Origin of the sequence: Streptomyces sp. NBC_01537 (assembly GCF_045040445.1) — a bacterium.
Taxonomy (GTDB): domain Bacteria; phylum Actinomycetota; class Actinomycetes; order Streptomycetales; family Streptomycetaceae; genus Actinacidiphila.
Window position 1 is genome coordinate 5,322,694 of sequence record NZ_CP109392.1, and the last position, 18,318, is coordinate 5,341,011.

Annotated in this window: 17 protein-coding genes; 10 read left to right on the plus strand and 7 right to left on the minus strand. The window is 70.6% G+C overall.

Annotated features, from left to right (window positions below):
• The first annotated feature begins 19 nt into the window (after window positions 1–19).
• Window positions 20–1,030: a phosphotransferase family protein gene (locus tag OG607_RS24585; protein WP_405727348.1), complete on the plus strand. Its 1,011-nt coding sequence runs from the start codon at window positions 20–22 to the stop codon at window positions 1,028–1,030.
• On the opposite strand, the gene OG607_RS24590 is transcribed toward OG607_RS24585, so the two are convergent.
• On the minus strand, window positions 1,017–1,436 hold the full coding sequence (locus OG607_RS24590; protein WP_405727351.1) for a GNAT family N-acetyltransferase: 420 nt from the start codon (window positions 1,434–1,436) through the stop codon (window positions 1,017–1,019). The two genes, OG607_RS24585 and OG607_RS24590, sit on opposite strands and share 14 nt — an antisense overlap.
• A gap of 85 nt (window positions 1,437–1,521) precedes the next feature.
• Between OG607_RS24590 and OG607_RS24595 the strand changes: the two genes are divergently transcribed.
• Together OG607_RS24595 and OG607_RS24600 are read left to right on the plus strand one after the other, a co-directional pair.
• The gene (locus OG607_RS24595) at window positions 1,522–2,403 is read left to right on the plus strand and encodes a dihydrodipicolinate synthase family protein (RefSeq protein WP_405727354.1); all 882 of its coding nucleotides are present in this window, start codon (window positions 1,522–1,524) and stop codon (window positions 2,401–2,403) included.
• Window positions 2,400–3,428 carry an aspartate-semialdehyde dehydrogenase gene (locus OG607_RS24600; RefSeq protein ID WP_405727357.1) on the plus strand — a complete coding sequence of 343 codons (1,029 nt, stop codon included), beginning with the start codon at window positions 2,400–2,402 and terminating at the stop codon, window positions 3,426–3,428. Before OG607_RS24595 ends, OG607_RS24600 begins: the two co-directional genes overlap by 4 nt.
• A gap of 609 nt (window positions 3,429–4,037) precedes the next feature.
• Here OG607_RS24600 and OG607_RS24605 read toward each other — a convergent pair.
• Complete coding sequence (locus OG607_RS24605) at window positions 4,038–4,592, minus strand: DinB family protein (protein WP_405727360.1); 555 nt, start codon at window positions 4,590–4,592, stop codon at window positions 4,038–4,040.
• 131 nt (window positions 4,593–4,723) lie between these two features.
• On the opposite strand from OG607_RS24605, the gene OG607_RS24610 reads away from it, so the two are divergent.
• Window positions 4,724–5,632: an aldo/keto reductase gene (locus tag OG607_RS24610; protein ID WP_405727363.1), complete on the plus strand. Its 909-nt coding sequence runs from the start codon at window positions 4,724–4,726 to the stop codon at window positions 5,630–5,632.
• Window positions 5,633–5,647: 15 nt separating this feature from the next.
• Here the strand turns inward: OG607_RS24610 and OG607_RS24615 are convergent, their stop codons facing one another.
• Window positions 5,648–6,247, minus strand: coding sequence for a hypothetical protein (locus OG607_RS24615; RefSeq protein WP_405727366.1), 600 nt, complete (start codon window positions 6,245–6,247; stop codon window positions 5,648–5,650).
• Entirely contained in the window at window positions 6,240–6,773 is a 534-nt protein-coding gene (locus OG607_RS24620) for a SigE family RNA polymerase sigma factor (protein ID WP_405727369.1), read from the minus strand. Before OG607_RS24620 ends, OG607_RS24615 begins: the two co-directional genes overlap by 8 nt.
• Before the next feature lie 126 nt (window positions 6,774–6,899).
• Between OG607_RS24620 and OG607_RS24625 the strand changes: the two genes are divergently transcribed.
• The 4 genes from OG607_RS24625 to OG607_RS24640 all read left to right on the plus strand — a co-directional run bounded on the left by OG607_RS24625 (window position 6,900) and on the right by OG607_RS24640 (window position 9,253).
• Window positions 6,900–7,556, plus strand: a complete 657-nt coding sequence (locus OG607_RS24625) for a class I SAM-dependent methyltransferase (RefSeq protein WP_405727372.1) — start codon at window positions 6,900–6,902, stop codon at window positions 7,554–7,556.
• A 115-nt stretch (window positions 7,557–7,671) separates the two neighbouring features.
• A complete protein-coding gene (locus OG607_RS24630) occupies window positions 7,672–8,160 on the plus strand; it encodes a helix-turn-helix domain-containing protein (RefSeq protein ID WP_405727375.1) in 489 nt (162 codons plus the stop codon).
• A 39-nt stretch (window positions 8,161–8,199) separates the two neighbouring features.
• On the plus strand, window positions 8,200–8,787 hold the full coding sequence (locus OG607_RS24635; protein WP_405727378.1) for a hypothetical protein: 588 nt from the start codon (window positions 8,200–8,202) through the stop codon (window positions 8,785–8,787).
• Window positions 8,788–8,911: 124 nt separating this feature from the next.
• Entirely contained in the window at window positions 8,912–9,253 is a 342-nt protein-coding gene (locus OG607_RS24640) for a DUF2516 family protein (protein WP_405727381.1), read from the plus strand.
• A 33-nt stretch (window positions 9,254–9,286) separates the two neighbouring features.
• Here OG607_RS24640 and OG607_RS24645 read toward each other — a convergent pair whose 3' ends face one another.
• The 3 genes from OG607_RS24645 to OG607_RS24655 all read right to left on the minus strand — a co-directional run bounded on the left by OG607_RS24645 (window position 9,287) and on the right by OG607_RS24655 (window position 12,395).
• Window positions 9,287–10,489 (minus strand): PP2C family protein-serine/threonine phosphatase, encoded by a 1,203-nt coding sequence (locus OG607_RS24645; RefSeq protein WP_405737014.1) that lies wholly within the window; start codon window positions 10,487–10,489, stop codon window positions 9,287–9,289.
• A 326-nt stretch (window positions 10,490–10,815) separates the two neighbouring features.
• Window positions 10,816–11,619: a class I SAM-dependent methyltransferase gene (locus tag OG607_RS24650; RefSeq protein ID WP_405727384.1), complete on the minus strand. Its 804-nt coding sequence runs from the start codon at window positions 11,617–11,619 to the stop codon at window positions 10,816–10,818.
• Window positions 11,620–11,648: 29 nt separating this feature from the next.
• On the minus strand, window positions 11,649–12,395 hold the full coding sequence (locus OG607_RS24655; protein ID WP_405727387.1) for a TetR/AcrR family transcriptional regulator C-terminal domain-containing protein: 747 nt from the start codon (window positions 12,393–12,395) through the stop codon (window positions 11,649–11,651).
• 141 nt (window positions 12,396–12,536) lie between these two features.
• Here OG607_RS24655 and OG607_RS24660 point away from each other — a divergent pair, with 141 nt between their 5' ends.
• Both OG607_RS24660 and OG607_RS24665 read left to right on the plus strand, forming a co-directional pair.
• Entirely contained in the window at window positions 12,537–14,048 is a 1,512-nt protein-coding gene (locus OG607_RS24660) for an MFS transporter (RefSeq protein ID WP_405727390.1), read from the plus strand.
• Window positions 14,049–14,344: 296 nt separating this feature from the next.
• Window positions 14,345–18,289, plus strand: coding sequence for a pectinesterase family protein (locus tag OG607_RS24665; protein WP_405727393.1), 3,945 nt, complete (start codon window positions 14,345–14,347; stop codon window positions 18,287–18,289).
• The last annotated feature ends 29 nt before the right edge of the window (window positions 18,290–18,318 follow it).

The following is an 18,318-nucleotide window of genomic DNA, read 5'->3' on the forward strand; positions in this document are numbered from 1 at the left end:
TTTGGGAGCGGACTTAGTTATGGGCCCCCTGGAAGGCCATCACCACGAAGCCTATGCAGTACGCCTCGGTGCGGATTCTCCCTTCAGGTCACGCTTTGCCTGGCTGAAACTCCGTGAGCCCCGCCCGGGCGTCTTCTGGTACGACTCGCGCTGTTTCCAGTCCGAGGAGGCACTTCTCGAATTGCTGCGGGAGAACCGAGTGCCCCGGATCCCGGCAGTGCTGCCTGTCGACGAGAGGGTGTCCGTACAGAGCTTCATCGAGGGGGACACCCTGGGCGCGCTCACCCCTGACTCCAAGCGAGTGGAGGGCAGACACCTCGTCCAGATCGGGGAGCTCTTCCAGAGCCTCGCCGGAATCGACGTGCGGGCCTTCGAGGGGCTTAGGAGGGTCTGCGATCAGGCTGCCGTGTCGTGGCGCAGCGATTCGTCCGGCTTCCTGGTCGGCCTGATCGAACACAACATCAACACGGTTCACTCCTCGCAGGAGTGGCAGTACGACAGCCTGTTCCACGACCTGGGCGTGCCGGACAACGCCCTCGCCGACTTCGCCGCGGGCCTCGTTCCGCTGACCTCGCGCCCGTACCAGCTGCTGCACGGAGACCTCCACCGCGAGAACTTCATCATCGACGGGTCCGGCGACCTGTGGACCATCGACTGGGAGCTCGCCCGCATCGGGGATCCGCTGTACGACCTCGCCACTCATCTGCACCTCATGCGCTATTCCGAGGACCAGGAAAGGGAGATGGTGAGGCGGTGGCAGGACGGTGTGGGGAGTGTGAGGCGGGACGCGGTCAAGGGCGCTGAGGCCGATCTCCCGCACTACCTCGCGTACAAGCGGATCCAGTCGGTGCACACGGACATCATTCGAGCCGTTGTACTCGCCCGCAGGCCGCAGGGTGAGGCCGTGCCGATGCGCTCCGCGCAGTCGGTCAGGCGGGCACTCCTGGCAGCCGCTGAACCGCTGTGCGTGGAACGCGTACTTCCGGTGGAGAGGATCGCCGCGATCCTCGCGTCCTTCAGAGCAGGCTGAGCGCCATCCACCGCTCCGGCTTCTCCAACGGCTCGAAGCCGACCTTGGCGTAGACCCCGTGCGCGTCATGCGTCGCCAGCAGGATTCGTCGTAGGCCCAGGGGGCGGCAGTGGTCGCGGACGGCGGTGGCGAGGGCGGTGCCGAGGCCTTGGCCGCGGGCGGTGGGGGAGACGTAGACGTCGCAGAGCCAGGCGAAGGTGGCGTGGTCGGTGACGAGGCGGGCGTAGGCGAGCTGGGCGCCGGTGGTGGTGGAGTAGGCGCCGAAGTTGAGGGAGGCGGCGATGGCGGCGTCGGTCTTGGGGCGGGGGCGGTCGAGGGCCCAGTAGGCGTCGGTGGAGAGCCAGTGGTGGATGAGGGGGATGTCGAGGCGGGCGGGGTCGGTGGAGATCTCGTACGGGGCGGTCATGGGGCGAGAGGGTAGCGGTGCTTACGGGTTTTGTGCAGGACAATTAACTGGACCTTGTGGGTGGTGGGGGCGCAGGCTCGCTCGCATGGGTATGCAGGGGATTCACGTACCGCTGATCACGCCGTTCGGTGAGGACGGGCGGGTCGATGTCGGCGCGCTGGAGAGGCTGGCGCACGGGCTGCTGTACGACGGCGCTGCCGGGCTGGTCGCGCTCGGGACCACGGCGGAGGCGGCGAGCCTGGACGAGGGGGAGAAGGCCGCCGTACGGAAGGCCGTGGGGCGGGTGTGCCGGGGGTTCGGGGCGCACTTCACCGTAGGGGCGGGGTCGGCGGACACCCGGCGGACGGGGGAGGAGCTGCGGGGGCTGGAGGCGGATGCGGCGCTGGTGGGGGTGCCGTCGTTCGTGCGGCCGTCGGAGGACGGGGTGGTGGCGCACTTCGAGGCGCTGGCTCGGGTCTCGGCGGTGCCGTTGATCGTCTACAACATCCCGTACCGCACCGGGCGCACTCTGAGCGCGGACACGGTGCGGCGGCTCGCCGCCATCCCGGGCGTCATCGGCTTCAAGCACGCGGTCGGGGGGATCGACGCGGACACGGTGGCGCTGGTCCGTGAGGTGCCGCTGTTCGCCGGGGACGATGTGTTCGCGCCGGCGCTGCTCGCGATGGGCGCGGCGGGCGGGATCCTGGCGTCGGCGCATCTCGCGACCGACCGGTGGGTGCGGCTGGGGCAGGCGTACGAGCCGGGGCTCGGGCATGATCTGGCGGGGATGGCGGCGACGCTGTTCGCGGAGCCGAATCCGGTGCTGATCAAGGCGGTGCTGTACGCGCAGGGGCGGATCCCGTCCCCCGCCGTACGGCTGCCGCTGCTGGCGGCGGGGCGCCCAGCGCTTGAGACGGCACTTCGGGCACTCGGGGTGCCGGGGGATACTCGGGAACGTAGAGACGTACTGATCGGAGAGACGGCATGAGGGTTGGAATCGTCGGAGCCACCGGCCAGGTCGGCGGGGTCATGCGCAAGGTGCTCGCCGAGCGCGACTTCCCGGTGGAGCAGCTGCGGCTGTTCGCGTCGTCCCGCTCGGCGGGTCGTACGCTGCCGTGGAAGGACGGCGAGGTCGTCATCGAGGACGCGGCCACGGCCGACTACACGGGGCTGGACATCGTCCTGTTCTCCGCCGGCGGCGCGACCTCGAAGGCGCTCGCCGAGAAGGTGGCCGGTCAGGGTGCGGTCGTCATCGACAACTCCTCCGCCTGGCGTCGCGACCCCCAGGTGCCGCTGGTCGTCGCCGAGGTCAACCCGGACGCGATCGCCGACCGCCCCAAGGGCATCATCGCCAACCCGAACTGCACGACCATGGCCGCGATGCCGGTGCTCAAGCCGCTGCACGCCGAAGCCGGGCTGACCGCGCTCGTCGCCACGACCTACCAGGCCGTCTCCGGCTCCGGCCTCGCCGGCGTCGCCGAGCTGGACGGGCAGGTGCGCAAGGTCGCCGACCGCGCGGCGGAACTGGCGTTCGACGGCGAGGCCGTCGAATTCCCCGAGCCGGGCGTCTACAAGCGGCCCATCGCCTTCAACGTCCTCCCGCTGGCCGGCTCCATCGTCGACGACGGCTCCTTCGAGACCGACGAGGAGCAGAAGCTCCGCAACGAGTCCCGCAAGATCCTCGACATCCCCGAGCTCAAGGTCTCCGGCACGTGCGTCCGCGTCCCGGTCTTCTCCGGGCACTCTCTGCAGGTCAACGCCCGCTTCGAGCGTCCGATCAGTGTCGAGCGCGCCTACGAGCTGCTGGGCCGGGCTCCCGGCGTCGAGCTTTCCGAGATCCCGACTCCGCTGCAGGCCGCCGGCAAGGACGCGTCGTACGTCGGCCGCATCCGGGCCGACGAGACCGTTGAGCACGGCCTCGCGCTCTTCCTCTCCAACGACAACCTGCGCAAGGGCGCGGCGCTCAACGCGGTCCAGATCGCGGAGCTCGTCGCGGCGGAGCCGCGCGACTGACCCGGTTGTTGCGGTGCCGTTTGCCATGGCTTGCGGTTCCGTCCTCAAGCGCCGGACGGACCTATCCCCGTGCGCTGTGGCCTCCGGCCGTCGGGCCGTGGGCACCTTGGGTGAGGGGGTTTCCCCCACCCCGCCCCTTCCCGAAACCAGGGGGCAAGCCACCTGGACCCCCGGACGCCCTGCGGGCGTGTCCTCAAACGCCGGACGGGCTGAAGTGAACGTCTCCGGCCGGGAGGGGACACGCCGGGGTTCTCCCGCAGCGCGACGAGCGAGGATCCCGGACACGGATCGGGTCGACCAGAGTCGCGAGCGCCGAGGAGAGATCCCCGGTGGTGGCACCGACCCCCAGGCCAACCAGCCCGTCCGGCGCTTGAGGACGGAACCGCCAACCATGGCAGAGGGCAACGCAACGGCGCCTACCGTCCGACGGGCCGGCCCGACGGCCCGGTCGTCTTCGTCGGGTATGCGCGGTACGCGCGGGGCGCTTCGCCGCGCCCGGCGGCTTCGAGCCGAATGAGGAGGTCGCGGCGATGCGGTGGTGGGACCTGGAGGAGCCGCTGCCCGGGCTGTCGATCCGATGGACGCCCACCTCGCCGGGTTGACGCGGCCCTAGACGCCGCCGCGGTCGTGGTCACCGCCGCGTTCCGCCGCGACCAGTTCGAACGCGGTGCGGCCGTCGAGGGACTCGCGGATGATGTCGGCGTGGCCGGCGTGGCGGGCGACCTCCTCGATGACGTGGAGGAGGATCCAGCGGGCGGTGACCTTCATGTTGGGCGGGAACCAGGGGGCCTCGGGGAGGGCGACGGTGACTTCGAGGTCGGGGAGGCCGTTGACGGCCTCTTCCGTGGCGCGGGCGACGTCGGCGTAGCGGGCGAGGACGGAGGCGAGGGTTTCGCCTTCGAGGAGACGGAAGCCGCTGACGTAGTCGGCCTCGTTGCCGGCGAACTCGGGGCGGCCCATCAGGGTGCTCTGGATCCAGACCTCCTCGGTGCGGGCGACGTGCTTGACGAGTCCGGCGAGGGTGAGCTCGCTGGCGCTCGGCCGGGCGGTGGCCTGTTCGTCGGTCAGCCCGAGGACTGCCCGGCGAATGCCGCCGCGCTGTGCGTCCAGGAAGGCCAGGAGGCCGTCTCGCTCGTCCTTCTCCGCGCGTACCAGTGTCGGCATGGCGTTCACCTCTCGCTGATTTCGGTGGTTCCGATACCTCGACGGTACGAGGGCTTGCGGTCAGCTTCTGTCCGCAACGCCATGCCGAAAAGAGGGTGACCCCCGAAGGCCGCGGTGGCATGATCCGTCGGATGACTTCAGCCTCAGAGACGATCCCCGCCGCGGCCGCCGGCACCTGGAAACTCGGCGACCTCACCGTCAACCGCCTCGGATTCGGCGCGATGCGCCTCACCGGCAGCGAGCCCTTCGGCGCCGACATCCCGAGCGACCGGGGCCGTTCGATCGCCGTGCTCCGCCGTGCGGTCGAGCTCGGCGTCAACCACATCGACACCGCCGCTTTCTACTTCTCCCGGCTGCGTTCCGCCAACGAGTTGATCAACAGCGCTCTCGGCGGCCCTTACCCCGACGACCTGGTGATCACCACCAAGGTCTGGCCGGGCCGCGACCCCTCCGGCGAGTGGAGCTATGTCACGCCCGCCGGGCTGCGCGGGCAGGTCGAGGAGAACCTTCGCCAGCTGGGCCGTGATCACCTCGATGTCGTGAACCTGCGTCTCCCGCCGAGGCTGAACGGCCGCTCGGTCGCCGAATACTTCGGCGCCCTCGCCGACCTGCGCACCGCAGGGCTCATCCGGCACCTCGGCGTCTCCAACGTCACCCCCGCCCAACTCTCCGAGGCACAGGCCATCGCCCCGGTGGTCTGCGTACAGAACGCCTTCGGCATCGGCTCCCCCACCGAGGAGCACGACTTCCTCCGCTCCTGCGGAGAGCAGGGCATCGCCTTCGTCCCCTTCTTCGCGATCGCCGGCGCGGGGCGCGAGACGGGCGCGGGCGCGGCCGAAAGCGATGACCTGCTCGCCGTGGCCCGCGCCCACGACGCGACCCCCGCGCAGATCCGCCTGGCCTGGACACTCCAGCTCGGCCCGCATGTCCTCGCCATCCCCGGCACCGGCAACCCGGACCACCTGGTGGCCAACGTGGCCGCCGGCGCGCTGCGGCTCTCGGCGGACGAGCTGGCACTCCTCAACGACGTCCGGCGCTGAGCGCGGGCCTGTCCACTACTTGCAGTCGGCCCAGAGGGCGGCGAGGGAGGCCGGGATCTGGGGTATGGCGGCGCAGCCGCGGGGGCTGCTGGGGAATCCGTCGGTGGCCACGTAGGTCCATGTGCCGTTGGGGGGCTTGGTGAAGTACTTCGCTGTGCTGCCTTCGTCCTGGAGCTGTACTTGCTCGCCCAGCGTGGCGCCGGAGGCGGGGGTGAATTTGGTGGCCGCGTAGGAGGTGCCGTCGCATGTGCCGTAGTAGAAGCTGCCCTTCACCGGTGCGATGTGGACCAGCCCGGTCTGCGACTGGCGGTATGCCTCGGTGACGGCGTCCTTCACCGCTTGCGGTACAACCAGCGAACGGCAGGAGCCCGTACTCGTCGTGCGCTGGGTCGCGACCGCCGCCGGCGAGGTGCTGTGGAGGGACAGGCCAGTGGCGGCGAACGCCCCGCCGGCGACCGCGGCCATGAGGGCGACGGCCAGGGCGGCGGTGGCGGTTCGGCGTCGCCGCAGGAGCTGTTCACCGCGAGCTCGAACGGATGGCGCGGGGTGGGGGGTGATCTGCGTGGCGAAATCGGCCGTACCGGCCTTGAGGATGGTTTCGAAGTCCTCAGCCATGGTGGGACACCTCCTGGTCGGTGGGGCCGGCCGCCGGGCGGGGGCCCGGAGCGATGTCCGACAGATACGGTGCCATCGCCTGGCGCCCCCGGGAGAGCCGGGCTTTGACCGTTCCCGGCCGGGCACCCGTCTCTTGCGCGACCTCCTCGACCGACAGACCGACCAGGTGATGCAGCACGATCGCCCGGCGCTGCTCGGAGGGGATGCGGCGCAGCGCCGCCACGACCGCCACATAGTCGGCGCTGGCGCCGGGGACCTCGTCCTCCACGCCGTGGCGACGGTGGGCCGCCATCCGGTTGACCGTCTTACGCCAGACGCTCACCCGGATGCGACAGGCCACCGTGCGTACCCAGGCCTCCGGGTCGCGGTATGCGGACACCTTCTCCCAGCTCTGCCAAGCGCGGGCGTAGGCCTCCTGCACCAGGTCCTCCGCCTCGGTGCGGCTGCCCGTCATCGCGTACATCTGGCTGATCAGCCGGCGCACGCTGCCCGCGTAGAAGGCGTCGAAGTCACTCGGGTCGCGCATATGCCCCCTCCGCATCACAGTTCGAGGGATTTCGCGCCCTCAGTGACTTGTCACGCCTGACCCCGGGACCAGGTTGCACGGCTTGCGGACTCGTGCTGTCAGCGGCAGCGACTAGGGTCCTCGGCCATGAGCGAGCCCACCTACCTGAGCATCACCCGGACGGCCTACGACACCGTTGCCGTCGACTACGCCGAGCTGCTCAGCGACGAACTCGCGGCCAAGCCGCTGGACAGGGCGATGCTGGGCACGTTCGCCGAACTCGTACGGGCCGACGGTGGCGGGCCGGTCGGCGATCTGGGGTGTGGCCCCGGCCGGGTGACGGCGCATCTGGACTCGCTCGGGCTGGAGGCTTTCGGGGTCGACCTGTCGCCGGGAATGGTCGAGGAGGCCCGCCGGAGGCACCCGGGACTGCGGTTCGAGGAGGGGGCGATGGCGGCCCTGGACCTGGCGGACGGCTCGCTCGGCGGCGTTGTGGCCTGGTACTCGATCATCCACACCCCGCCGGAGCTGCTGCCGGCGGTGTTCGCGGAGTTCCACCGGGTGCTGGCCCCGGGCGGTCATCTGCTGCTCGCCTTCCAGGTGGGCGACGAGGTTCGGCACATCGAGGAGGCGTACGGCCATGCGGGCCTGTCGTACTACGCCTACCGGTTGCGGCCCGACCAGGTGAGCGATCTGCTGGACCGGGCCGGGATCGCGGTGGACGCGCGGCTGGTGCGTGAGCCGAAGGGGCCGGAGAAGACGCCGCAGGCATTTCTGCTGGCCCGGAAGCCCGAGGGAGCGTGATCTTGTGATTTCCGGGAACGGTCGAGACGGCCGTGCGTGACGGCCATGGGTGACGAGGGTGACACTTGCAAGCGCTCCGCTTGCAAAAGTTAGCACCACCCGGCAGTATCGAGGTATGGCTTCACTCAACGTCGGCAACCTCGGCGAGTATCTGCGCGATCAGCGCCGCACAGCACAGCTGTCGCTGCGTCAGCTCGCGGATGCCGCAGGAGTGTCGAACCCCTACCTCAGCCAGATCGAGCGCGGGCTGCGCAAGCCGAGTGCGGAGATCCTGCAGCAGCTCGCGAAGGCGCTGCGTATTTCGGCGGAGACGCTGTACGTACAGGCGGGGATCCTGGACGAGCGTGCCCAGGAGGGCATTGAGTTGCGGGCCGCGATTCTGGCGGATACGGCGATCAACGAGAAGCAGAAGCAGGTGCTGCTGCAGATCTACGAGTCGTTCCGCAAGGAGAACGGGGCCGTGGACGACGATCAGCCGAAGACGCCTGTGCGGCCGGTGCCGCCGCGCAAGCGCGTGGCGAAGAAGGCGGCGAAGAAGGCTGTCGCCGTATTGAAGCCGAGGACGACCAGTGGCGGCGGCGATGACGCCGTGGCCGCCGGATAAAGCCACCAAAACCCTCACCTCATACGGGAGAACCCCCTCATGGCGATCACCGAAGACATCGTGAAGACGATCAAGGACCCGACGCCCCTGTACGCGCTGGCCGGCACCGCCGACCTCGCGGCGGAGAAGCTGAAGGAGGTCCCGCCGCTGCTGGAGAAGCTGAAGGCGGAGGCGCCGGAGCGCTTCGAGAAGGTGCGCGGGACCGACCCGAAGGCTGTGCAGGAGAAGGTCACCGCGCAGGCGAAGGACGCGCAGACCAAGGCGCAGGCCAAGGTCAGCGAGCTGCTGGGGACGATCGACGGCGACGTGAAGAAGCTGCGCGACGCGGCGCAGGACTTCGCCCTGCAGCAGGTCGGCCGTGCGGCGGAGTACGCGGTCAAGGCCCGGGAGACGTACGACGGGCTGGCCGAGCGCGGCAAGGGCGCGGTCGCGACCTGGCGCGGCGAGGCGGCCGACGAGGTCGTGGACATCGCGGCGGCGATCGAGCCGGAGCCCGTGGCTGAGCCGGCCGCGGCCCCCGCCCCGGCTGCGGCTGCCGCGCCCGCTCCCGCCCCCGCGCCTGCGAAGAAGACGACCACCGCCAAGAAGGCCACGGCCAAGAAGACGCCGGCCAAGCCCGGCCAGTGATCGCAGTGATCGCAGTGACGCAGTCACCGCGGTGACGAGACCGTGACAGCGGGCCGGGCACGCCATGCGTGCCCGGCCCGTTCTACGGGTACGGTGGATCCGGACCGACGGAGGTGGACGGCACATGCTGGTGGCGGGATTCTTCAGTGTTCTGGGGCTGGTGTCCTGGGCGCTCTTCTTCTTCGCGCTGTACGCGTTCGTCGACGCGGCCATCCACCGCGAGGACGCCTATCGGGCGGCGGACAAGAACACCAAGGCGTTCTGGCTGATCGTCCTCGGCATCGCGGCCGTGGTGATGAAGCTCTTCTCGGTCATCTCGTTCCTGCCGATCATCGGCCTGGTCGCGGTGATCGTCTACACCGTCGACGTACGGCCCAAGCTCCGCGAGGTCTCCGGCAAGGGCGGCCCGCGGCGGCGCGGGGGCGGCAGTAGCAGCGACGGCCCGTACGGCCCGTACAACCGCTGACCTGTGTTTATCTGCGTTGGCCTGTGCTGACCGTCAGATTCGGTCGAGCAGCACCAGCGCGACGTCGTCCGTCAGCTCGCCGCCGTTGAGTTCGCGCACCTCGGTGACCGCCGCGTCCAGCAGCTCCTCGCCGCGCAGCCCTGCCGACAGGCGGGCCGCGATGAGGCGGACCATGCCGTCCTGGCCGAGCCGCTGGGTGCCCTCGCCGATCTTGCCTTCGATCAGGCCGTCCGTGTAGAGCATCAGGGTCCAGGCCTCGCCGAGCTCGATCCGCTCGCTGGTCCAGTCCGCCTCCGGCAGCAGGCCGAGGGCGGGGCCGCCGTGCTCGTAGGGCAGCAGGCGGGGCACCTCACCGGGGCGGGAGAGGAGCGGGGCGGGGTGGCCGGCGAGGTAGAGGTCGGCGCTGCCGCCGTCGGGGGCGATGTCGAGGGCGCACAGGGTCGCGAAGATCTCGTCGTCGGCGCGCTCGTGCTCCAGGACCTGCTGGAGGGTGGAGAGCAGTACGGTGCCGGTCAGCCCGGCGAGGGTGAGCGCGCGCCAGGCGATGCGCAGTTCGACGCCGAGGGCGGCCTCGTCGGGGCCGTGGCCGCAGACGTCTCCGATCATGGCGTGCACGGTGCCGTCGGGGGTCCGTACGGTGTCGTAGAAGTCGCCGCCGAGCAGGGCCCGGCTGCGGCCGGGGCGGTAGCGGGAGGCGAAGCGCAGCCAGGCCTCGGCGCCGGCCAGCAGCGGGACCGGGAGGAGGCCGCGCTCCAGGCGGGAGTTCTCCTGGGCGAGCAGCCGGGTCTCGGCGAGCTGGCGCTGCGCGAGGTCGGCGCGCTTGCGCTCGACGGCGTAGCGGATGGCGCGGGTGAGGTGCGAGGGGTCGAGCTCCTCGCGGGTGAGGTAGTCCTGCGCACCGACCCGTACGGCTTCGGCGGCGCGTTCGGCGTCGGCCTCTCCGGTGCTGGTCAGGACCAGGACGGCGGTGCGGGGCGCGAGGCGCAGCACATGGCGGAGGCTGTCCAGCAGCTCGGTCTCGCCGGCCAGGTCGAGCAGGATGCAGTTGACGTCGTCCTTCAGCAGCCGCTCGGCCTCGGTGAGGTTGCGGGCGCGGCGTATCCGGACCCGGGTGCCGGAGACGTCCAGCAGGTCGGGGACGGTGAACGCCCCGGCCGGGTCGTCACCGATCGCGAGCAGCGTGAGCGCGGGCACGGCGGGGGAGGCGTGAGGGGCGGGGGAAGCGGGCGAGGGCATGGCCGAGGTCCGGACGTCGGCCGGCGGCTGCTGGCGCGGCCCCGGGACGGAGGCGTGAGGTACCCCGGTTGTGGACAAGTCCCATTTCCTTCCCTCCCCCCGAGGGTGGTGCGTTGAGTGGCGACCATAGCGCCAGCGGGCGGTCCGGCGGGAGGGCTGAGAGTAAACCACCCGTGTCATATGCGGCCGCGAGCAGGGGATTTCGCCTCCGAGGGGACGAACCGGACATGACCAACGTCACGTTTGGGACCTGTGCGCGCGTGGCGCGCGTCACGCCGGCCCTACGACACCGCACACGGGAATAAGCACGACACCGCGCAGGGGAATCAGCGGGGCGCGAGGGCCTCCCAGCGCACCGTCACCTCGCCCTGCCGCCAGCGCGCCGGGCCGTCGGTCACCGGCCAGCCGTTGGTCTCCGCCAGCGTGCGGACCGCCGTGATCCAGCGCTGCCGTGCGCCCAGTGACGCGTACGGAGCGGCCGCCGCCCAGGCCCGGTCGAAGTCCGTCAGGAAGGCGTGCACCGGCTCTCCCGGCACATTCCGGTGGATCAGCGCTTTCGGCAGCCGCTCCGCGAGGTCGGAGGGGCGGGCGAGCGAGCCCAGGCGCGTCGCGAAGGTCACCGTCCGGGGGAGCGGGCCCTCCGGGCCGAGGGCCACCCAGACATGGCGCCGGCCGATCTCGTCGCACGTCCCCTCCACCAGTAGCCCGTCCGGCGCGAGGCGCGCGGTGAGGCGCGCCCAGACCTCGGCGACCTCGGCCTCGTCGTACTGGCGAAGCACGTTCGCCGCCCGGATCAGCGTCGGCCGGACCCCGCCGGTCAGCGGGACCTCGAAGCCGCCGTGGACGAAGCTCAGCCCCTCGCGTACGTACGGCTGCGCCGCCACCACCCGGGCCGGGTCGATCTCGATGCCCACGACGCGGGCGTCCGACCGGACGTCCTTGCGCAGCCGCGCCAGCAGTTCGACGGCCGTCCAGGGCGCCGCGCCGTACCCGAGGTCCACGGCCACCGGCTCCTCGGCCCGGCGGATCGCCGCCCCGTGCGTCGCCGCGATCCAGCGGTCCATCCGTCGCAGCCGATTCGGGTTCGTCGTGCCCCGGGTCACGGTGCCGATGGCTCGGGTAGGTCGCATGTGTCGAGGGTATGCGGGGTGCGGAGCGCTCAGCGGGGGAGCCGGAGAGCCAGGCCGTCGAGGACGACTTCCAGGCCGTACGCGAACTTGCCGTCGCGGATCTCGGCCGGGTCGAGAACCTCGGCGGCGGCGTACGCACCGGCTAGGTGCTCGTGGCCGGCCGCGGCGCGCTGCGCGGCGGGCATGAGGCGGGCGATGAAGGCGGCTTCGGTCTCGCCGGAGCGGGCGACGGTGGTGAGCCAGGCGGCCTCGGTGGTGCTCATGCCGATGACGTAGGACAGGACGGTGTCGATCGCGCGGCTCGGCTCGGGGAAGCCGGCGGCGGTGAAGAGGGCGGCCAGGCGCTCGGTGAAGGACATGAGGTTGGGGCCGAGGTAGGCCAGGCCGGCCTGGCCGAGGACCGAGGCCAGCCAGGGGTGGCGCAGGGCGGTCGTGCGGAAGGACCGGGCGGCCGCGGTGGCGGCGGCGCGCCAGTCGGGGCTGCCGGCAGGGCTGTCGGCCGGCGGGAGGGCGATCTCGGCGAAGACCTCGTCCACGGCGAGCTCCATCAGCTCGTCCTTGGTGGCGACATGCCGGTAGAGGGAGGTCGCGCCGGCGTTGAGGCGGGCGCCGAGCTTGCGCATGCTGAGCGCCTCGATGCCGTCGGCGTCCAGCATGGCGATCGCCTCGCGGACGATCGTGGCCCGGCTGAGCGCGGGCTGGTCGGGCTCGCGCTGCTGGCGTGCCCATACGGAAGGGATCGGGCTCGTCTTGATCGGGTTCGTCCTGGCGGCCATACGGCCCTCCGCCCTCCTCGGTGCGTACATCGTTCGCTCTTAGCGTACAGGAATAGATACTTGCGCACACTGTTCCGGAGTGCGTACGGTGTTCGCAACGAAGGAACGACGTACGCAAGCCGGAAGTCGGAGGGAAAACCCATGGAAGCCCGCAACCCACGCCGCTGGTGGATCCTCGTCGTGCTGTGCCTGAGCTCGCTGGTCCTGGTGGTCGACAGCATGGCGCTGACCGTCGCGGTGCCGGCGATGACCGAGGACATCGGCGCGAGTGCGCAGGACATCCAGTGGATCCTTGACTCCTACATCCTCGTTTTCGCCGGGCTGCTGCTCGCCTCCGGCAGTCTCGGCGACCGGTTCGGCCGCCGGAAGGTCATGATCATCGGCCTGCTGCTCTTCGGGGCGGCCTCGCTGGCCGCGACCTTCTGCACAAGCCCCGGTGAGGTGATCGCCGTACGGATCGCGATGGGCGTCGGCGGGGCGCTGATCATGCCCTCGACACTGTCGATCCTCATCACGGTCTTCGACGAGCAGGAGCGCGGAAGGGCGATGGCGGCGTGGAGCTCGGTGTCGATGCTCGGGCTGGTCGGCTCTCCGGTGCTCGGCGGGGTGCTGATCGACCACTTCTCCTGGCACTCGATCTTCTTCATCAACGTCCCGGTCGTGGCGCTGGCCGTGCTGGCGGGCCTCGTCCTCATGCCGGAGTCGAAGGGGCCCTGGCTCAGGCCCGATCCGCTCGGCGCGGTGCTGTCGGCGGCCGGCATGACCGCGCTGGTCTGGTGGATCATCGAGCTTCCGCAGCACGGCGCGTTCGGCGGCCCGTTCGGCGGCCGGTCGGGGATCACCCTGGCCGTCGCGGTCGTCGCCCTCGGCGGGTTCGTGATCTGGGAGAACGTCACCACCGCGCCGATGGTGCCGCTGGTCCTGTTCAAGCACCGCGACTTCAGCGGCGGTTCGCTGTCGCTGGCCCTGGTGCAGATCGGTAACGGCGGCCTGCTGCTGGTGCTCACCCAGTACCTGCAGTTCGTGCTCGGCTACTCGCCGGTCAAGGCGGGCCTGGCGTTCGTGCCGCTGGCCGTCGCCGCGCTGGCCGGCAACTTCGCCGGGGCCGGGCTCGCCGCGAAGCTCGGCAACCGCCTCCTGGTGCTGGCCGGGATGCTCGTCATGGCCGCCTCCTTCGCGCTGCTGACCACCGTCTCGGCCGGTACGGGCTTCGCTGTCCCGGCCGTCGCGCTCGGCCTGCTCGGGCTCGGCGCGGGCCTGGCCATGCCGGCCGCGGTCGGCGCGCTGATGGGCACCATCCCGGCGGAACAGGCGGGCGTCGGCTCGGCCCTGAACGACACCATCCAGCAGGCCGGCACCGCGCTCGGCATCGCGATCCTCGGCTCGCTCCTGTCGAGCGGCTTCGCCCGCGAGATGCCCGCCGGCGCACCCGAGGAGGCGAAGCACTCCATCGCCGGAGCGCTGGCCGTCGCCCACGGCGACGCCGGCCTGATCGCCGCCGCCCGGGAGGCTTTCACCGCCTCGATGTCAACCACCTTCACCGTCAGCGCGATCGGCGTCCTCGCCGCCGCGCTGGTGGCCACCCTGGTCATGCGCGGCGCCAAGCCCGAGGCTGTCGCAACCGAGGAACGGGAGGCCGAACTCGCCGCCTGATCCGGTCCCTGATCCGATCGCTGACCTGCGAAGAAGGCCGGTGCCCTCCGGGGGCACCGGCCCTCTTCGGCAGCAACGCTGACATATCGTCATGAGCAGACGTCTCGGTTCGATAAAGGCTTTCCGCCGCTCACCAAATATGTGCTGGATCTGTAAAGATCGTGCGGGCATGGCCGCTGTGTCCCTCTCCCGGTGCCACGCCCACCTTTGACATTCGCTCAGCGCCGAGCCTGACGCGCCCGCGCGTCAGGTCCTGCGCACCCAGCCTTGCCCGGCCAGAAAGGGCCCACCCACCTATGCCTGAGCTCAACACCCACCGGCACCGCGCCAGTCGCTGGAACCGGAGACGGACGGCGGCCGTGGCCGCGCTGGCCACGCTGTCCATAGGCGGCACGCTGATCTACACGGTGTCCGCCCAAGCCGCCGTCACTTGCAAGGACACGGTGTGGAAGGCGAAGTACTACGCCAACACCACCTTCAAGGGCGACCCGAAGAAGACCGTCTGCGACACGACGATCAATGAGAACTACGGGACGGGCGACCCGGCCGGGGTCACCCTCCCGAAGGACAACTTCGGTGTCCGGTGGGAGATGAAGCGGAACTACGGCTCGGGCGGACCCTTCGCCTTCACCGTCGCCGTGCAGGACGGCATACGCGTGTACCTGGACGGCACGCGCAAGGTCAACATCTGGAAGAACGTCTCCTCCACCCAGAAGAAGACGGTCAACCTCACCGTCCCGAAGGGGACGCACACCATCCGGGTCGACTTCGCTGCCTTCACCGGCAAGGCGAACGTGAAGTTCACCTACGCGCCCCGGACTTCCAAGACCGTGGACAAGGTCAAGCCGCTGACGCCCTCCGGCGCCAAGGCGGCGTACAGCAAGACCACCGGCACGAAGGTCACCTGGTCCAAGAACGTCGAGATGGACCTGGCCGGTTACAAGGTCTACCGCCGCCTCGCCGGGGCCACGAAGTGGACGCTGATCAGCGGCACCACGCCGATCACCGCCGCGTCGTACACGGACAAGACACCGTCGACGGGTGACGCGTACGAGTTCGCGGTCGCGGCCGTCGACAAGGCGGGCAACGCCTCGGCGAACACCTCCGCCATGAAGATCACGACGGTCGACCAGACGGCCCCGGCCAAGCCGTCCGGTCTCACGGTCACCGACGCTGCCGACGGCAACGGCCTCGCCTGGACGGCGGTGAGCGGCGCCGCGAAGTACAAGGTCTACCGTTCGGCCTCCGCCAACGGCACGTACACCTCGATCGGCACCGCCTCCGGCGTGGCGTACAGCGACAAGACCGCCGCCGACGGCACGACTTACTACTACGCGGTCAGCGCCCTCGACGCGGCCGGCAACGAATCGGCCCCGTCCACCGCCGTCAGCAGCACCCGCGGCGACCACACCGCCCCGTCCGCCCCGACCGGCGTCAGCGCCGACGGCACCACGGACGGCAACGTCCTCACCTGGACGGCGAACACCGACGACACGACGGTCTACCAGGTCTGGGCCAAGCGCGGTGACGGCTCGTTCGCCTACGTCGTGTCGACGAACGGCACCACGTACACCGACATCGCCGCGGTCATCGGCCAGACGACCTCGTACTACATCGTGGCCCTCGACAAGGCGAGCAACATCTCCGCCGCCTCCGACACCGTCACCGCCACCCGCCCCGCCCCCGCCGACACCACCGCCCCCGCCGCGCCCACCGGGCTGACGGCGACCGGCGGCAAGGACCTGAGCGTGCCGCTGGCCTGGAGCGCGGTCTCCGACAGCGACTTCGCCGGCTACAAGGTCTACCGCGACGGCACGCTGCTCACCCCGGCCCTGATCACCGACGGCTCGTCGTACGCCGACGACACCGCCGAAGAGGGCCGGACCTACACCTACACGGTCACCGCGGTCGACGCCTCCGGCAACGAGTCCGCGGCCTCCGCCGGAGCCACCGCGACCACCATCGCCTGGCCGCTGCGCGACCTCACCGTCGGCAAGGGCGGTTACGCGACCGTGCAGTTGGCCGTCGACGCGGCCTCCGCGGGCCAGACGATCCTGGTCAAGCCGGGTACGCACTCCGGCACCGTCAACATCCCGGCCGCGCTCACCGGCCTGACGATCATCGGCGGCACCACCACCGCGACCGACACCGTCATCACCTCGGACCTCGGCCGCGACGACGACGGCACCGCCGCGAACCAGACCCTCACCAACGAGGAGACGGCGACGCTGCGCGCCTACGCCCCCGGCCTCACGGTCTCGAACCTCACCGTCGAGAACGCGTACGCCGAAGGCACCGCCAGCAACGAGCAGGCCGTCGCCCTCTGGGCCGACGCGGACAAGCAGACGTACAGCAACATCCGGGTGCTCGGAAACCAGGACACCCTCTACTCCGGCGGCGGCCGTCAGTTCGTCACCGGCTCCTACGTCGAGGGCGACACCGACTTCGTCTTCGGCGAGGGCACCCTGGTCATCGACAGCAGCACGCTGCACTTCGTCGGCGGCCGCAAGAACGGCGGATCGATGACCGCCGCGAAGACGGCGGCGGGCACCACGTACGGCTTCCTGGTCAGCAACAGCACGATCACCGCCGACGCCGGCGTCACCAAGTTCTACCTCGGCCGCCCCTGGGGCGCCGACGCGCAGGTCACGGTCCGCGACACGGCCGTCGCCGGCGCGATCGACACCGCGTGGAAGGACATGAGCGGCAACCTCTGGACCGCCGCCCGCTTCGGCGAGTACCTCAACACCGGCGACGGCGCCGCCGCCTCCGGCGACACCGCCCGCCCCCAGCTCACCGACACCGAGGCCAAGCAGGCCACCAAGGCGCGCTACCTCAGGGGCGCCGACAACTGGGACCCGACCGGCACCCTGGCCACCGAGGACTTCACCGCCCCCGACGCCGTGAGCGGCGTCACCGCCACCGCCGGCTCCGCCTCCATCGTCGTCGCCTGGAGCGCCAGCCCCGCCGCCGACCTGGCCGGCTACCGCGTCTACCGCGACGGCTCCCTCATCAGCGGCACCTCGCTGCTGGCCGGTGCGAGCGAGTCCTACGAGGACGCGACCGTCACCGCCGACACGCAGTACGGCTACACGGTGACCGCGGTCGACACCAGCGGCAACGAGTCCGCGGTCTCCGCGACCGTCACCTCCACGGTCGTCACCCCGAGCGCGAGCCCGAGCCCGAGCGTCTCGGAGTCCGCGAGCGAGTCGCCCTCGCCCTCGGCCTCGCCGAGCCCTTCGGAGACCATCACCGCGGTCCCCGGCGCCGACGTGATCGTCGCCGCCGACGGCACCGGCAACTACACCACGATCCAGGCCGCCCTGGACGCGGGCAGCGCGGGCACGGCCGCGAACCCGTACATCATCCAGGTCAACCCGGGCACCTACCGGGAAACGGTGAACGTCAACAACGCGTACACCCAGCTGATCGGCGCGGGCGGGTCCTCCTCGGACGTCGTCATCGTCTACGACAACGCGGCGGGCACCACCAACCCGACGACCGGCAGCACCTACGGCACGGACGGCAGCCGCACGCTGTACGTGAAGGGCAAGAACTCCCGCTTCGAGAACCTCACCATCTCCAACGACTTCGACGAGGCCGCCCACAGCTTCGCGAACGAGCAGGCGGTGGCCCTGCTCACCCAGGCCGACCGGCTGGTCTTCGAGGACGTACGGATCCTGGGCAACCAGGACACGATCTTCCTGAAGTCCACCAGCACCTCCAACCCCAACCGGGTCTACTTCCACGACAGCTATGTGGAAGGCGACGTCGACTTCCTCTGCGGCTACGCCACCGCGGTCTTCGACGACACCGAGTTCAAGATGCTCAGCCGCGGCAGCAGCAGCAACAACGGCTACCTCGCCGCCCCGAGCACCGACTCCAGCACCAAGTTCGGCATCCTCGTCGCCAACTCGACGATCACCAGTGACGCCCCCGACGGTTCCTTCTACCTCGGCCGCCCCTGGGCCACCGCCTTCGGCACCGCACTGGGCAGCCTCGTGGTCCGCGACACCCAGCTCCCGGCGGCCATCAAGTCGGCTCCCTACTCGGACTGGGTCAGCGGCAGCACCACGTACGCGTGGGAGAACTCCTTCTTCCGCGAGTACAACAACAGCGGCGCCGGCGCCGACAACACCGGCACCAACACCGAACGCCCCCAGCTGACCGCCGACCAAGCGGCCGGCTACGAGGTCGCCGACTACCTCGCCGGCACCGACAGCTGGGCCCCACAGAGCTGACGGCTCGCACCACCGCAATCGGACCCGGA

What these genes read in the sequence shown, in the direction of transcription:
- OG607_RS24585 (WP_405727348.1), top strand. Translation starts at nt 20, where the DNA reads ATGGGCCCCCTGGAAGGCCATCACCACGAAGCCTATGCAGTACGCCTC.
- OG607_RS24590 (WP_405727351.1), bottom strand. Translation starts at nt 1,436, where the DNA reads ATGACCGCCCCGTACGAGATCTCCACCGACCCCGCCCGCCTCGACATC.
- OG607_RS24595 (WP_405727354.1), top strand. Translation starts at nt 1,522, where the DNA reads ATGGGTATGCAGGGGATTCACGTACCGCTGATCACGCCGTTCGGTGAG.
- OG607_RS24600 (WP_405727357.1), top strand. Translation starts at nt 2,400, where the DNA reads ATGAGGGTTGGAATCGTCGGAGCCACCGGCCAGGTCGGCGGGGTCATG.
- OG607_RS24605 (WP_405727360.1), bottom strand. Translation starts at nt 4,592, where the DNA reads ATGCCGACACTGGTACGCGCGGAGAAGGACGAGCGAGACGGCCTCCTG.
- OG607_RS24610 (WP_405727363.1), top strand. Translation starts at nt 4,724, where the DNA reads ATGACTTCAGCCTCAGAGACGATCCCCGCCGCGGCCGCCGGCACCTGG.
- OG607_RS24615 (WP_405727366.1), bottom strand. Translation starts at nt 6,247, where the DNA reads ATGGCTGAGGACTTCGAAACCATCCTCAAGGCCGGTACGGCCGATTTC.
- OG607_RS24620 (WP_405727369.1), bottom strand. Translation starts at nt 6,773, where the DNA reads ATGCGCGACCCGAGTGACTTCGACGCCTTCTACGCGGGCAGCGTGCGC.
- OG607_RS24625 (WP_405727372.1), top strand. Translation starts at nt 6,900, where the DNA reads ATGAGCGAGCCCACCTACCTGAGCATCACCCGGACGGCCTACGACACC.
- OG607_RS24630 (WP_405727375.1), top strand. Translation starts at nt 7,672, where the DNA reads ATGGCTTCACTCAACGTCGGCAACCTCGGCGAGTATCTGCGCGATCAG.
- OG607_RS24635 (WP_405727378.1), top strand. Translation starts at nt 8,200, where the DNA reads ATGGCGATCACCGAAGACATCGTGAAGACGATCAAGGACCCGACGCCC.
- OG607_RS24640 (WP_405727381.1), top strand. Translation starts at nt 8,912, where the DNA reads ATGCTGGTGGCGGGATTCTTCAGTGTTCTGGGGCTGGTGTCCTGGGCG.
- OG607_RS24645 (WP_405737014.1), bottom strand. Translation starts at nt 10,489, where the DNA reads ATGCCCTCGCCCGCTTCCCCCGCCCCTCACGCCTCCCCCGCCGTGCCC.
- OG607_RS24650 (WP_405727384.1), bottom strand. Translation starts at nt 11,619, where the DNA reads ATGCGACCTACCCGAGCCATCGGCACCGTGACCCGGGGCACGACGAAC.
- OG607_RS24655 (WP_405727387.1), bottom strand. Translation starts at nt 12,395, where the DNA reads ATGGCCGCCAGGACGAACCCGATCAAGACGAGCCCGATCCCTTCCGTA.
- OG607_RS24660 (WP_405727390.1), top strand. Translation starts at nt 12,537, where the DNA reads ATGGAAGCCCGCAACCCACGCCGCTGGTGGATCCTCGTCGTGCTGTGC.
- OG607_RS24665 (WP_405727393.1), top strand. Translation starts at nt 14,345, where the DNA reads ATGCCTGAGCTCAACACCCACCGGCACCGCGCCAGTCGCTGGAACCGG.